The 14,251-nt window shown below is 64.6% G+C and carries 11 protein-coding genes; 6 read left to right on the top strand and 5 right to left on the bottom strand.

Annotation, left to right across the window (positions count from 1 at the left end):
• Positions 1-61 precede the first annotated feature (61 nt).
• From ABZ728_RS00460 to ABZ728_RS00450, 3 genes are all read left to right on the top strand, one after another.
• On the top strand, positions 62-2,479 hold the full coding sequence (locus ABZ728_RS00460; protein ID WP_366653576.1) for a transketolase: 2,418 nt from the start codon (positions 62-64) through the stop codon (positions 2,477-2,479).
• Between the two features lie 142 nt (positions 2,480-2,621).
• Positions 2,622-4,028, top strand: coding sequence for an amidase (locus tag ABZ728_RS00455; protein WP_366653575.1), 1,407 nt, complete (start codon positions 2,622-2,624; stop codon positions 4,026-4,028).
• Between the two features lie 137 nt (positions 4,029-4,165).
• Positions 4,166-4,828 (top strand): hypothetical protein, encoded by a 663-nt coding sequence (locus tag ABZ728_RS00450; protein WP_366653574.1) that lies wholly within the window; start codon positions 4,166-4,168, stop codon positions 4,826-4,828.
• 10 nt (positions 4,829-4,838) lie between these two features.
• On the opposite strand, the gene ABZ728_RS00445 is transcribed toward ABZ728_RS00450, so the two are convergent.
• The gene (locus ABZ728_RS00445; RefSeq protein ID WP_366653573.1) at positions 4,839-5,624 is read right to left on the bottom strand and encodes a response regulator; all 786 of its coding nucleotides are present in this window, start codon (positions 5,622-5,624) and stop codon (positions 4,839-4,841) included.
• Positions 5,625-5,893: 269 nt separating this feature from the next.
• Between ABZ728_RS00445 and ABZ728_RS00440 the strand changes: the two genes are divergently transcribed.
• On the top strand, positions 5,894-6,895 hold the full coding sequence (locus ABZ728_RS00440; protein WP_366653572.1) for a hypothetical protein: 1,002 nt from the start codon (positions 5,894-5,896) through the stop codon (positions 6,893-6,895).
• Positions 6,896-6,907: 12 nt separating this feature from the next.
• On the opposite strand, the gene ABZ728_RS00435 is transcribed toward ABZ728_RS00440, so the two are convergent.
• Both ABZ728_RS00435 and ABZ728_RS00430 read right to left on the bottom strand, forming a co-directional pair.
• Positions 6,908-7,888 carry a putative sulfate exporter family transporter gene (locus ABZ728_RS00435; protein ID WP_366654333.1) on the bottom strand — a complete coding sequence of 327 codons (981 nt, stop codon included), beginning with the start codon at positions 7,886-7,888 and terminating at the stop codon, positions 6,908-6,910.
• Positions 7,889-8,576: 688 nt separating this feature from the next.
• Positions 8,577-9,824 (bottom strand): hydantoinase/carbamoylase family amidase, encoded by a 1,248-nt coding sequence (locus tag ABZ728_RS00430; protein WP_366653571.1) that lies wholly within the window; start codon positions 9,822-9,824, stop codon positions 8,577-8,579.
• A 250-nt stretch (positions 9,825-10,074) separates the two neighbouring features.
• Between ABZ728_RS00430 and ABZ728_RS00425 the strand changes: the two genes are divergently transcribed.
• Both ABZ728_RS00425 and ABZ728_RS00420 read left to right on the top strand, forming a co-directional pair.
• Positions 10,075-11,010 carry an AEC family transporter gene (locus tag ABZ728_RS00425; RefSeq protein ID WP_366653569.1) on the top strand — a complete coding sequence of 312 codons (936 nt, stop codon included), beginning with the start codon at positions 10,075-10,077 and terminating at the stop codon, positions 11,008-11,010.
• A gap of 178 nt (positions 11,011-11,188) precedes the next feature.
• Positions 11,189-12,097, top strand: coding sequence for a diacylglycerol kinase family protein (locus ABZ728_RS00420; protein WP_366653567.1), 909 nt, complete (start codon positions 11,189-11,191; stop codon positions 12,095-12,097).
• Here ABZ728_RS00420 and ABZ728_RS00415 read toward each other — a convergent pair.
• Positions 12,083-12,496: a hypothetical protein gene (locus ABZ728_RS00415; protein WP_366653565.1), complete on the bottom strand. Its 414-nt coding sequence runs from the start codon at positions 12,494-12,496 to the stop codon at positions 12,083-12,085. The genes ABZ728_RS00420 and ABZ728_RS00415 overlap by 15 nt on opposite strands.
• Positions 12,493-13,794, bottom strand: coding sequence for a CaiB/BaiF CoA-transferase family protein (locus ABZ728_RS00410; protein ID WP_366653564.1), 1,302 nt, complete (start codon positions 13,792-13,794; stop codon positions 12,493-12,495). The genes ABZ728_RS00415 and ABZ728_RS00410 overlap by 4 nt, the downstream gene beginning before the upstream one ends.
• Positions 13,795-14,251: the final 457 nt, after the last annotated feature.

Raw genomic sequence — 14,251 nt, 5'->3', positions numbered from 1 at the left:
GGTATCGATCAGAGTTATACGGATCGCGCGGGCGGTCTGGCGGCAACCCAGGGGGCGCTTCATGGACAGCAATCGGACGGCGGTGGTCGACGACCTGGAGCGCAAGGTGCTCTGGCTGTCGACATGGATGATTCATCACGCCAACCGCATCCGGCCCAATCCGGACGGGGTGAAGGTCGGTGGCCATCAGGCGTCCAGCGCGTCGTCGGCGACCATCCTGTCGACACTGTATTTCGACATATTGCGACCGGCCGACCGGGTGGCGGTCAAGCCGCACGCCTCGCCGGTCTTCCACGCCATTCAGTATCTGCTGGGCAATCAGTCGATCGAAAAGCTGCGCGATTTCCGCGGCTTCGGTGGTGCTCAAAGCTATCCCAGCCGGACCAAGGATACCGATGACGTCGATTTTTCCACAGGTTCGGTAGGCCTCGGGGCAGCGGTGACCTGCTTTGCCAGCCTGGTCCAGGACTATCTGGCCGCCCATGACTGGCGCGGCCCCGACACCCGTGAGGGGCGGATGGTGGCGCTGGTCGGGGATGCCGAACTGGACGAGGGCAACATCTTCGAGGCGCTGTTCGAGGGCTATAAGCATCGGCTGCGCAACACCTGGTGGATTATCGACTACAACCGGCACAGCCTGGATGGCGTCATCCGCGAGGGGCTGCATGCCCGATTCGCGGAGATGTTTCAGGGGCTGGGCTGGGATCTGCGGATACTGAAATACGGCCGAAAGCTGGAGGCCGCCTTTGCCGAACCGGGCGGCGACGCCTTGCGCGACTGGATCGACGCCTGTCCCAATGCCGTCTATTCTGCGCTGACCTTTCGCGGCGGAGCGGCCTGGCGCGAGCGGCTGGGCCAGGACCTGAGTGGCGAGCCGGCGCTTCTGGACCGGATCGGAGCAATGTCCGATACCGAACTGGGCGCGCTAATGACCAACCTGGCCGGTCATGACCGCGAGACCCTGCGGGAAGCGTTCGCGTCGATCGACCATGACCGGCCGGTCTGCTTCATCGCCTATACCATCAAGGGTTTCGGCTTGCCGCTGGCCGGGCACAAGGACAATCACGCCGGACTGCTGACCGACGATCAGATGGCCGAATTGCGGGCAGCCCATGCCATCCGCCAGGGCCATGAATGGGAGCCGATGGAGGGGGTGAACAACCCCGAAGCGGTGCAGGACTTCCTCGCCCGCGTGCCTTTCGATGCAGAGGGGCCGCGCCGTTTCCGGGCCCAGCGGATCGCCGTGCCGACGCAGCTTTCGTTCCGCGCGGGGCGGGAGATGTCGACCCAGGACGGGTTCGGGCGCGTGCTGAACGAGATCGCCCGATCCGACGACGATCTGGCCGCTCGCATCATCACCACCTCGCCCGATGTGACCGTGTCCACCAATCTGGGGCCATGGGTGAACCGGCGCGGCCTTTACGACCGCGATACGGTTGCTGATATCTTCCGCGAACAGGGCATCGCCTCGACGCAGAAATGGTCGATGGGTCCCAAGGGCCAGCATCTGGAACTGGGCATCGCGGAGAACAATCTGTTCCTGGCGCTGGCCGCGATGGGACTGTCACACAGCCTGTTCGGGCAGCGGCTGCTGCCGATCGGGACGCTCTATGACCCGTTCATCCAGCGCGGTCTCGATGCGCTGAACTATGCCTGCTATCAGGATGCGCGCTTCATGCTGGTGGCGACGCCGTCGGGCATATCGCTGGCCGCCGAGGGCGGGGCGCACCAGTCGATTTCCACACCGTTGATCGGCATGGCGCAGGACGGGTTGGCGGCTTTCGAACCGGCCTTCGTCGACGAACTGGCCGTCATCATGGGGTGGGGCTTCGACTATATGCAGCGCGATGCGAGCGCGAGCGAGGACGGCGGCAGCGAGGGTGGGGGCCAGTACGAAACCAGCTGGTTGCGCGACGAGACCGGCGGCTCCGTCTATCTGCGCCTGTCGACCCGCGTCATCGAACAGCCGGTGCGCAGCATGACCGACGATCTGAAGCGCGGGATCATCGAGGGCGGCTACTGGCTCAAGCCGCCGGGGCCGGGTTGCGAGGTCGTGATCGCCTATGCCGGCGCCATCGTTTCCGAAGCGATCACGGCGGTGGCCATGCTGGCGGAAGCCCGGCGCGGCGTCGGACTGCTGGCTGTGACCTCGGCCGATCGGCTGACCGCTGGCTGGCACGCCGCCGAACGGGCCCGGCGCCGTGGCGACGCCGAAGCGATCTCGCCGGCGGAACGGCTGATGGCCGATGTGCCGCTGGATGCCGGTATCGTCACCGTCATCGACGGCCACCCCACGACGCTCGGCTGGCTGGGCGGCGTCTGCGGCCATCGTGTCAAACCGCTGGGCGTGGAGCATTTCGGCCAGACCGGCTCGGTATCGGAACTCTATCGCTATTACGGCATCGACGCCGATTCGATTGCCGATGCTGCGACCTCGTTTACGCGCGGCCGCCCCTATCGGCGGCTGAGGGTCGTATAGTCCAGTCACCGGCACTTCCTGGCGGGCGGCTTCTTTCGGCCGGATCGATTCTCGGCTACAGATGCCGTGCGATCTTCTGCCACTCCCCACCGAGCTTACCCCTTTCGGGCAGCAACTCATCAATAACAGCGGGACACGCGCGATGACCGATTTCTCGATTCCAGGTTCGACCCTGCGCCAGACAGCCGCCGCGCTTCGCGACGGACGGGTCTCGGCGACGGCCCTGATGGCCGAGGCGACGAGCGCTTACAAGTCGCACCATCGGGCGAACAACACCTACAAGACATGGGACGGCGACCGCGCGGCGGAGACGGCCGATATCGTCGACCGGATGATCGCCAACGGCCGCGACGCCGGACCGCTGATGGGCGTGCCGATCTCGATCAAGGACATTTTCGGCGTGCCCGGCATGCCGATCTATGCCGGGTCGTCGCGGCAATTACCGGCAGATTGGGAGCAGGCGGGACCGATGGTCATGGCCGTCCTGCAGCAGATGGCGCCGATCACCGGCAAGACCCATTCGGTGGAATTCGCCTTCGGTGGCCTGGGCACGAATTCGCATTGGGGCACGCCGCGCAACCCCTGGGACGGCGAGCAACACCGCGTTCCCGGAGGATCGAGTGCGGGCGCCGGCGTTTCGCTGATTGAAGGATCGGCCATGCTGGCCTTCGGCACCGATACCGCCGGCTCGGTCCGGGTCCCGGCGTCGATGACCGGCGTCGCCGGACTCAAGACCACAAGCGGGCGCTGGTCGACAGCCGGCATCGTGCCGTTGTCCAGCACCCTCGATACGCCCGGTCTGCTGGCGCGCAGCGTGGACGATCTGGCCTTCGCCTATGACGCCATCGATGGCGCATTGTCGCCGCGCTCCATGTCTGTCATGTCGCCGCCGCTGATTTCGGATCTGCGCCTGGGCGTTCCGGAGCAATACTTCTTCGACGATTGCAGCCCCGGCGTCGCAGAGGGGGTCCGGGCGGCGATCGGACGCCTGGAGCAGGCCGGCGCGCGTATCGTGACGCTTGACCTGCCACGCTGCGACGAAGCGTTCGACATGTTCAAGCTGGGCGCCCTGTCGGCCTGCGAACTGGCCGCCTTTCTGCGCGGCCATCTGCCGGAATGGCTCGACATCCTCGATCCGAACGTGCGCCATCGGGTCGACGGGGCCGACCAGGTGTCGTCATGGGAGTATGTCCGGCGTCGCGAAATTCTCAACTCGATGGCAAGAGATGCCGACGCGGCGATCGCCGATGTCGATGCCGTCCTGACGCCGACGGTGGCGTCGACGCCGCCGACTGTCGACAGTCTGGCCGAAGAAGGGGCATACCCCAGGGCGAATATGCTGGCGCTGCGCAACACCGCCATCGGCAATCTGATGACACTGGCCGCCGTCACCATGCCGGTCGGCAAGGATGGTGCCGATATGCCGATCGGTCTTCAATTGCTGGGCCGGGCCTGGAGCGAGCCGCGGCTGCTGGCGGTCGCGCAATCGATCGAAGGGCTGCTCGGCCGCGCCGATACCGTTCTGGGGGTGCCACCGGCTTATGGCTGAGCCGGGCACGCTGGCGTCCCCGCGTTGCGCGCAAAAAGAACAAAGGAATTGAAAATTATCAACCGAAGGTGTTGACTTGCAGTTGGGATCGGGCATGCTTAATAAGCAGTCAAAAATTTCTCATGCGGTAGCAACACATGGTCGATCGCGTGACGTGTCCAATCCTCGGCCCGCCCGGTATTGTCGTTTCGACAATCGATTACCGGGCGACGCCCGCTTCCGGCCCCGGTCCTGGCCCCGGTCCTGCCCCGGGGCCGTTGGTTGTCGAGCGGGCCGACGATCCGGAAGCTTTCCGCATACTGATCGCGCCGCACGGCGGTTTGGCGGCGATCCTCGATGACAAGCCCGTCACGGTCGAAACGGGCAGCGTGCTTCTGGCCAATCCCGGTCGGCGGCTTGAACCGCGCGCCGCCATCCACGAAGCTGGCCGCACGCTGGCCGGCACCGCCGGAAGGTTGTTCATCCTTCCTGACACCGTGGTCCGCCGACTGGTAAACAGCCTGACCACCGGCAAGGGCGGCCTGGTGCGGTTCGTGGAATCCCGGATCGAGGATATCGCCCTGGCCGCCATGATGGCCGATATTCATGAAATTCTGATGCGCGAACCGACCAACCGCCGCGGCGAAGCGCTGTTCGTCGGCGCGCTGGCGTCGCTGCTTCGCCAGCACGGCCAGATCGGCGGCATCCCGGCGGCGTCACCGCTGAAATCGGCCCCAGTGGCTTCACGAGTGGCTTCACGAGTGGATACACACGCAGAGTCACCGGTGGCCGGCCCAAGAGAGCCCGCCGCCGTTCACTAGAGCGGATTTCTCACGTTATACTGAACCGCTGCAGGACGTGGGCCAGATCGTCACCGAACTGGGCGCCGCGCCGGATCAGTCCGGCATGCATCGGCAGGGCGGCCAGATCCGGGTGACCGGGCGCAAGGCTCGTCAGCACAGCCACGGGCGTGGACCGCGTGCTCGGCATCGCGGCAAGGGCGCAGGCCAGATCGACGCCGGTCAGGCGCGGCATGACCATGCCGGTGACGACGAGATCCGGCTTCGTTTCCAGGATCAGTTCCAGCGCCTCGAACGGATCGAGCACGGTCGAAACACGATAGCCGCAGGCGGCAAGTTCCCGTTCAACCACACGGGCGGCGGTTCGCTGCGGCATGACCAGTGTGACGTCGATCTCGACGGTCGAGATGTCCTCGACATCGAAGGTGCGCTTGCGCGGAAGATCGCGGACGACCGACGGAATGTCGGTTGCCGGCAATTCGTCACCATCCAGCAGGGCCGAGATTCGATCGGAGAAATGCTGCAGATCGGCGATATGCGGCTTCTCGATCGTGCGAATGCTGGTCAGGTAATCTTCCAGCCGGTGCGTCAGCGCACCAAGGCCCGGCAAGGAAACGGCCCTGACCTTGAGGCGCAGATTGCTGGCGGCCTGAAGGAGATCCTTGGCGATGACGGCGCCGTCGCGGCTGTTGGTGCGCGCCTCCTGGAGCTTCAACTCCATGTCCGAGATGATATCCCGCGCCTCTTCCATGGATTCCTGAGTCGCGAGGCGGTCGATTTCCTCCTCCGACGGCATGAAAGACTTTTCTGTTGCCACGCGTAGCTCCCCTGACCCGATTGCCCAGCCTGCAAGGCGGCAGTCTTGCCGCAAGAAGTTAATATTTGACTTCATTGCCTTGTTGGGTGGGTCCGTTCCCCCGAAAGTATCAGCGCCCTGGCGCAAACGGACTACAGCAGCCTTGTTCGCCCGATACTTTTTTGGCACCTTCTTCCAAACTGGGCGCCGATAGAACGAAATCGGCGCGCATTTCAACGCTGAGACACGAACAAAAAGCATACGAAAACAATTATCGGGAGCGGGCAAGAATGTGGGATTTCAGCATTGGCAGGGCGATTGGTTTGCTCCTGCAAACCATGCCCTTCATACTGCTGCGTCTCGCGGTCTATTTCGGTATTACGCTGGCCTATATTCTGGGCACCGGAACGGGCGCGGGAGTCGGTTGGGGCGTCGGCGGATTGGGTGAGGAAGGCTTCCGGGCCGGATCGACATTCTGGGGCGGGTTCATCGGTTTTTCGCTGGTCGGCTTCGTCGTCTACTGGTTCCGGGAATACCTGCTTTACATCGTGAAGGCAGGGCATATTGCCGTTCTGGTCGAGAAGATGGACGGCCAGCCGATGCCCGGCGGCCAATCCCAGATCGGTCATGCGCAATCGGTGGTCAAGGAACGTTTCGTTGAAGCCAGCGTGCTGTTCGGTATCGATCAGCTGGTCAAGGGCGTGCTGCGTGCGATCATGGGCATGATCAAGACCGTTTTCACGATCCTGCCCATTCCCGGGGTCCGCAATCTGGTGTCGATCATCCATGCGTTCCTGAAAACGGCGGTCGGCTATATCGATGAGGTCATTCTGGCCTATGCCATCCGGACGCGGGCGACCAACCCGTGGGAATCGGCCCGCACCGCGCTCGTCTATTATGGCCAGAACTATCAGACGATGCTGAAAAACGCCGTTTGGCTGACCCTGGCGGTTTACGGCCTGTCCATCGTCATCTTCCTGGTGATGCTGGCACCTGCGGCCGGCATTGCGGCGCTGTTCCCGGGCAGCTGGAGCGCGATCGGCGTGGTCATCGCCATTCTCCTTGCCTGGAGCGTCAAGGTCGCCATCGTCGAGCCATTCGCCGTCACCTGCATGATGCAGGTCTTCTTCAAGACGATCGAGGGGCAGAGCCCGGATCCGGCCTGGGATGCCCGGCTTACCGAGATGTCCAACAAGTTCGGCGATCTGAAGGACAAGGCGGCGAACTGGGTCGGCGGCACTGCCGACTCCGAGGCCGAAGTTCAGAAGACCTCGGTCGGCGGCCAGTCCTGAACTGGCCGCCGGTCAGGCCAGCAGCGCGAGCAGGGTGAAACCGATGGCGGCGATCAGGGCCGTCAGCATCAGCATATAGCCCAGCCCGCGCAGGCCGAATGATGCCAGCCCGCCCACCGTCGTCCGGAACCCGAGTGCGGCAATGGCGACCACCAGCAGGCCGCTTGATGTCGCCGTTGCCGCCTGCTGGATCATGTCGGGGATCAGGCCGGCAACGGTGGCAGCGCCCAGCACCAGGAAGGCGATGACGAACGGCGGCGGCACCAGCGCCCTCCAGCCCTTTTTCGGCGCCGCGGCGTCGGTTTCCCAGCGCAGGGCAATGATGGCGGTGACGGTGACCACGGGCGCCAGCAGCATCACCCGCAGCATCTTGGTATAGGTAGCGACGGCGGTTGCGTCGACGCTGACCAGCGCGCCGGCACCGACGACCTGGGCGACGTCGTGGATCGTTGCCCCGAAGAACAGCCCGGCGACGAGATCGGAGACGCCGATCTGACCAGCCGCCCATGGATAAACGAGCATCGCCACGGTGCTGAGCGCCGTGACGCCGACGACCGCAAACACGGTTTCGGCTTGTCGGCGTTCGGTAGCCGGCAGGGTGGCAGCAATCGCCAGCGCCGCCGAGGCGCCGCAGATCGCGGTGGCGCCGCTGGCGGTCAGGCTGAGACCGCGCGTCAGCCCCAGCAGCCGGCCGAGCGCATAGCCGATCGACAGGGTTCCCGTTACGCCGGCAATCGCCAGAATCAGCGGTATCGAGCCGACGCCCGCGACCACGTCGATCGACAATCGCGCGCCCATGAGCGCGACCGCCAGACGCAGCAGAGTCCGTGCCGCATAGGCGATGCCGGGATCGAGGCTTGGCCGGTCGCCGATGGCGGCGCGCGCCGTCATGCCGGCCGCCAGGGCGACGGCGACGGCCGGCAGAAAAGCGACGAGGCTGTTGGCGCCCAGTGCCAATCCGCCGAGCAGGGTGCAAACGGCGAGGCCGGGGATAAGTCGGCCTAAGCGCGTCGAGACACTTTCGACGCTTTGATGGCGGGTCGTGGCTTCGGCAGGAATCGATCGTCTCCGCAGGCGCGACGAAAAAGGACGCCGGCGGCGCGCGGCGCCGCCGACCCTTCTATTTCATATGCTTTGGTTGTGAAATATCCTGTCTCGCTTGGGAACGCAAGCCGTCTTTCCGGCGACCCCGTGAACGCCTACGGTATGCAGGCGTCGACATCGATCGAGGTCGATGAATCGGATTTGCTTGGACGATTTTGCCTGCAGAGTGCCGGGGCCTGCACTATCAGCGCTCTCGCGGAGCGTGTGGACCCCGGACAGCACTTCGTGCTTCCGGGGATGAGATAGGGGGCGGATGCTGAGGCAATAAACACAGTTGCCGGATGACGCTGCGCGCTTCCGGGGCAGGAAAAGGTGGTCCGGGGCGCTTTCCACCTTCTCCAATTCCCGTGCGCAGCGCGGCGCGAAGTGACGCGCTGCCGACCCGGGATCGGGTGCCGTGGCTCTCGGCGGACGAAACGCGGGACGGGCTCTCGCGGAATGTGTGGACCCCGGACAGCACTTCGTGCTTCCGGGGATGAGATAGGGGGCGGATGCTGCATTGATAAACACAGTTGCCGGATGACGCTTCGCGCCGCCGAGGAGGAGAAAAGGAGCTGATTATACGGACGGCAGCCGGTTAAGACAGGCTCGAACGCAGCCGGCGCACGGCCTGGAACATCGCCTTGCAGCCGGCGATGATGTCGGCCTCGTCGGTGTCCTCGTCCAGGCAATGGCTTCGGCCGTTGATGCTGGGAACGAACATCAGTCCCGTCGGCACATGGTCGGCCATGACCATGGCATCGTGTCCGGCGCCCGATGTCAGGTCCATATACTTCATCTGCAGGTCGCCGGCCCCGTCCCGCAGCGCCTGCTGCGCACCGTCATCCATCGCGGTCGGTGCGACGTTGGCCTTGTCGGTGATCGTGAGCTCGACATCCCGGGCACGCGCCTCCCGCTCTGCCGTCTTTCTGATGACGCTGTCCATGGCGGCGATGGTCTCTGCGTCCGGCGCACGGATTTCAAAAAGGAGATCCGCGGCTTCGGGGACGACGTTATAGGCGCCCGGCCGGAACGTGATGGCACCTGCATTCCAGACCGCATCGCCGGCACCGGGGCCGGTCGATCCGTCCGATGCCGCCTGCCGGAACGCCGCATCGATTGCGGTCGCCACGCACATCACCGCCATGCCGGCATCGCGGCGAACCGGCACGGGGGTCGTGCCGGCATGGTCGGGGCGGCCCTCTGTGCTGATTTCATAGCGGCGGATTCCGGCGATCGACGGGACGACGCCGATGGGAACGCCCGCCGACAGCAGGCGCGGGCCCTGCTCGATATGGGTTTCCAGAAAGGCGACATGCCGGTCGCGGTCCAGCCGGATGTCGCCATCGGGCAGATCGAGCGTCGGCAGGATTTCGGCCAGCTTGACGCCCTCGTGATTTGTCTGGTCCAGCGCATCCTCCAGGCTGGCCGAGCCGACAAACACCTTGCTGCCCAGCACGGACAGGAAGCTGCCTTCCTCGTCCTGGAAATCGATGACATCGACGCCGATTTCGCCGTCGGGCTCGTTTTCCATGATCGTCCGAGCGATCTCCAGCGCATAGATCACGCCCATGGCGCCGTCGAGCCAGCCGCCGTTGGGGACCGTGTCTGTGTGCGAGCCGACCAGGATCGCCCGTTTGGCCCCCGGATGGCGTCCGATGACGGTGCCCAGCCGGTCCATCTCCGGCGTCAGACCCGCCTCTTTCAGCTTTGTCATCAGCCATTTGCGCGCGGCGATGTCTTCGGCGGAAAACGCGGGGCGGTGGACGCCGGGCGGGCGTTTGCCGAATTCGGCCAGTGCGCGGAGGTCCGCCATCAGGCGGTCGGAATCGATGGAATAGGACATGGGTCACCGGATCAAGTGGGGCTGTGGCCGCCGCGCCTTTGGGCCGGCGCCCGATCTATGGGCGGGAGAATACCACGGTCCGGCCATAGCTCAACTGCCGAAAGTCCGGGCAGCGGGTGCCGGTTTCCTGTCCGGCCGGTCTTGTTCCGGGGTCTTGTTCCGGGGGCTGGCATGGGCCACTCTCCCGGTGCCTGCGACCGGCCCGCCTTTTCGTTCCCGCCCCCCTGATCCACGCCGGGAGTCCCGTTTCGTGACCGCGATCATCGATGTCGTATTGCCGATCTTCGCCATTATTCTCGCCGGCTATCTGGCGGGATGGCGCGGTTTGCTGGGTACCGACAGCAGCGGCGGACTGAACGCCTATGTCTATTATATCGCCCTGCCGGCGATGCTGTTTCTGGCCCTGGCGAGCGTCGATCCGGCCGAACTGCTCGATATCGCCTTTCTGGTCGTCTTCTTCGTCCCCGCACTGGCGGTAGCGGTGGCCAGCGGCTTTTTCGCCCGGCTGCTCGGCCATCGCCGGGCGGCCGTCTGGTCGCTGGCCGGGCTGGCCGGCGCCTTCGCCAATTCGGGCTACATGGGCATTCCGCTGTTTGTCTCGGCCTTCGGGCCCGAAGGCACGGCCCCGGCCGCCCTGGTGACGCTGGTCTATGGGTTGGTCGGGGTTACGTTGGGCGTCGTCATGATCGAGGCGGACGTGAAATCCGATGTCCCGTCCGGCGCCCGAATGCGGGCCATCGCCGCCGCCATTGCCACAAATCCGATGATCATGGCGCCCGTGCTGGGCCTGGCGGTGGCTGTCATCGGGGTGCCGGTTATCGGACCCGTCCACCGATTTCTCGATTTGCTCGGCCAGTCGGCCGGACCGTGTGCACTGTTCGCCTTGGGCCTGTTTCTGGTCAAGACCCGGATCGGTGACGGCATGGTAGAGGTTGGCGTACTTTCGGCGCTGAAACTGGTTGCGCAGCCGCTGCTGACCTGGTGGTTCGCCGCCGCCTTCTTCGATCTGCCGCCCGACCGGGTGTCGGCGGCCATACTGCTGGCCGCGCTGCCCTCGGCGGCCACGGTCTTCGTTCTGGCGGAACGCTATGGCATCTACGGCCAGGTGGCGTCCGGCACGATCCTGGTGACGACGTTGCTGTCGCTGCTGACGCTGTCCGCACTCGTGGCCGTGCTTCCCCTGTGAGGGCAGACGGGGCGAATGGCCGGGCGGTTGCCGCTGGAACGCTTTGGGCCGGTGCTTGTTCTTTGTGTCGCCTCTGCCTACCCTCAAACCCGACTCTATTTCGCGAAAGTACCGCCATGCCCTCCCGCTACGGGACATTCCCCATCTGCTCAGTCCCCACCTTCTCAGGCGACGCATCATGACCAGGCCGATCGTCTGCGTCGTCAACAGGCGCGCGGGGTCGGTCCGCGAGATGACCGAGCAGCAGATCACCGACGCCATTCACAAGGCCGCGGCCGACGCCGGCGGCGAGCCGCCAAAGGTGGAGTTGTCGTCGCCGGAGACTATCCGCGACGCACTCGCCGATGCGCGCACCAGAGCCGACGAGGTCTGGGTCGGCGGCGGCGATGGAACATTGAAAACGGCAACGGAGCTTTTCCTTGAAACGGATACGACGCTGGGCGTTCTGCCGCTCGGGACCATGAATCTGCTGGCACGCGATCTGGGCATTCCGCTTGACCTGTCCGAAGCCGTGGCCGCGATCAGCCAGGCGCCGATCGGCCCGATCAGTATCGGCCGCGTGAATGGTGAGCCGTTCCTGACCATGTCGGCGCTGGGTCTCTATCCCGAGATGGTGATCGACCGTGAACGGCGGCGGCGGCTGTTCGGCTATGGCAAATGGGCGGCGATGGCGCGGGCGGCGTATCGGGCGCTTCGGCGTCACCGGACGATGCATGTCCGTATCACTGCCGATGGCGAGGTCCGCGACGTGGAAACCACGGCCCTGATCGTCACGGCGGCGGCGTTCCGCTTTCGCGCCGGGCGGCTGTTCGACCGGCCTGCGCTCGATAGCGACACGCTGACTGTTTACATATCGCACCCGAAAAGCCGGTTCGGTGCGGTGGAGCAGGTGGCCCGCGTGTTCCTGGGTTCGGTCGAGCGTGACCCGGAACTTGAAACCATGGAGGCCCGTGAAGTCCGGATCGACTTCGAGAAGTCACGCCCGGTGGCGAATGATGGCGAAGTCGATTTCGTGCGGGCGCCGCTGGTCTATGAACTGGGCGCGACAAAGCTCAAGGTTCGGTATCCGGCTCTATCCCAGCCGTGAGGCGTCCGATGCGCCCGCCGCACTGTTAAGGGTACGAGGCAACCACCGTCCTGCAAAATGGGCATAGGCGAGCGCAAGGCCTGCCGTCGGCAGCGAAACGATCGGCCCGACGAGAACGGCAGTGACGGGAATAAGCGCGACCGAGGCATAAAGCCCGGTTCCGATCGCGACGGTCAGGAACCCGGCCACAGCCCCGGTTATCAGAACGCTGCGGAGATCGTGCGACTTCCTCAGCAGCAGCCAGCACAACGTGCCGGCGAGTAGCGGACTGACGGCACCCGCCAGCAGGACCGGGCGGAGAAACAGCGGCGACAGGTCGTGGTAAAGGCCCATGGCCAGCGTGACGGAAATGGCCGACAGCAGGGCTCCGAAACCGAGCGATTCGGCGAGACGGTTCATGAGGTCTCCTTGCTACGGCTGGAGCCGGCCTCGTGCCCGCTCTTCGACGATTGGGTACTGGAGGCTTCTCTGCCGCCGATCGCGCCCGCGTCCCGCAGCCTGCTCAGCGCCGTATCGTCCAGCGCCAGTCGCTCGCGCAGAACAGCCATGGTGTCGGCGCCCAGAGCGGGCGGGGCGGTGACGGCGCGTGCCGGCGTCCGCGACAGATTTAGCGGACTGGCCACGCCCGGAACCGGCCCGATGGCGGAATCGTCCAGCGAAAGAGCCAGTCCCCGCGCCTTGACATGGGGGTCGTCGAAAACGCCGGCCATGGTGTTGACGGGGCCGCAGGGAACGCCGACGTCTTCCAGACGGCCGACCCAGGACGTGGTGGTATCGCTGGCGAGGGCGTCCGTCAGCAGGGGGATCAGCCGTTCACGGCTGCCGACCCGGTCGCGGTTGGTCGCAAAAGCCGGATCCGCCGCCAGATCGGGCCGGTCGAGGGCGTTGCACAGACGCTGGAACTGGCTGTCGTTGCCGACTGCGATTACCACATGGCCGTCCCTTGTCGGGAACACCTGATACGGGACGATATTGGGATGCGCGTTGCCCATGCGTGTCGGCGCGGTGCCCGAGGCCAGATAGTTCATTGCCTGATTGGCCATGGCCGCGACCCCGACATCGAGCAGCGACAAATCGATATGCTGCCCCAGCCCCGAGCGCTCCCGTTCCGACACGGCCGCAAGGATCCCGATCACGGCATAAAGGCCCGTCATCACATCGGTAAGCGCAACGCCCACTTTCTGCGGCTGTCCGTCTGGTTCGCCGGTGACACTCATCAGACCCGACATGGCCTGGATGACAAAGTCGTATCCCCCCCGGGCGGCATAGGGGCCGGACTGGCCGAATCCGGTGATCGAGCAATAGATCAGGCGCGGATTGATCGCGCTCAGGCTCTCGTAGTCGAGGCCATATCTGGCCAGTCCGCCAACCTTGAAATTCTCGATGACGATGTCGCTCTCAGCGGCAAGATCGCGCAGCAGCTTCGCGCCGTCCGGGTGGGCCATGTCGACGGCGACCGAGCGCTTGTTGCGGTTGGCCGCCGCGAAATAGGCCGCGCGGTCGCTGTCGCCGCCATTGCTGCCCTTCAGGTATGGCGGACCCCAGCCGCGGGTTTCATCCCCGGTGCCGGGCCGCTCGACCTTGAGAATGTCGGCGCCCAGATCGCCCAGGATCTGCGTTGCCCAAGGGCCCGCAAGAACCCGGCTCAAATCGAGTACAGTCAGCCCGCTCAGCGCGGCGTCATTGGTCAACGCCATCGATCGTCACCTCTTGATCATTGCGGGTCGATCATTGCCGCTATCGCCATCGCATCGCCCCGATAGTCAGGGGGCGGGGCATGGATAGCCCAACATGCGTGCCGGCGCCATAGACTCATGGTCGCGGAGCCTGAACCGTCATTCGACCGGGGTGGGCCGTGCCGAACAATCGGGCGGATACAATCCGGCGTCGGCATTACTGGCACAAATCGGGCTCCCGACTGTTATCGACGATATCGATACCTTTGGATTACCTACTATGAACTAGGGGGGCCGATCGTAATGTCCCCTTTGGGTAGGGTCGACCCCAAAAAACGGGATTTTATTATCATTGTAGGTGGCGTCATGTTGTGGTACCGTTTCGTCCATAATATATACGAAAATATCAAGTAAAGTATGAAAAATAATATTTAATATTTCGTTAACAAAATCGCAAAAAACGAATATATCACAAAAA

Origin of the sequence: Fodinicurvata sp. EGI_FJ10296, from assembly GCF_040712075.1 — a bacterium.
Classification (GTDB): domain Bacteria; phylum Pseudomonadota; class Alphaproteobacteria; order DSM-16000; family Inquilinaceae; genus JBFCVL01.
The sequence above is the reverse complement of the archived record's forward strand: the minus strand, read 5'-3'. Positions and strand labels throughout refer to the sequence as shown.

Coding starts and splice junctions, on each gene's coding strand:
- ABZ728_RS00460 (WP_366653576.1), top strand. CDS start 62: ATGGACAGCAATCGGACGGCGGTGGTCGACGACCTGGAGCGCAAGGTG.
- ABZ728_RS00455 (WP_366653575.1), top strand. CDS start 2,622: ATGACCGATTTCTCGATTCCAGGTTCGACCCTGCGCCAGACAGCCGCC.
- ABZ728_RS00450 (WP_366653574.1), top strand. CDS start 4,166: ATGGTCGATCGCGTGACGTGTCCAATCCTCGGCCCGCCCGGTATTGTC.
- ABZ728_RS00440 (WP_366653572.1), top strand. CDS start 5,894: ATGTGGGATTTCAGCATTGGCAGGGCGATTGGTTTGCTCCTGCAAACC.
- ABZ728_RS00430 (WP_366653571.1), bottom strand. CDS start 9,824: ATGTCCTATTCCATCGATTCCGACCGCCTGATGGCGGACCTCCGCGCA.
- ABZ728_RS00420 (WP_366653567.1), top strand. CDS start 11,189: ATGACCAGGCCGATCGTCTGCGTCGTCAACAGGCGCGCGGGGTCGGTC.
- ABZ728_RS00415 (WP_366653565.1), bottom strand. CDS start 12,496: ATGAACCGTCTCGCCGAATCGCTCGGTTTCGGAGCCCTGCTGTCGGCC.
- ABZ728_RS00410 (WP_366653564.1), bottom strand. CDS start 13,794: ATGGCGTTGACCAATGACGCCGCGCTGAGCGGGCTGACTGTACTCGAT.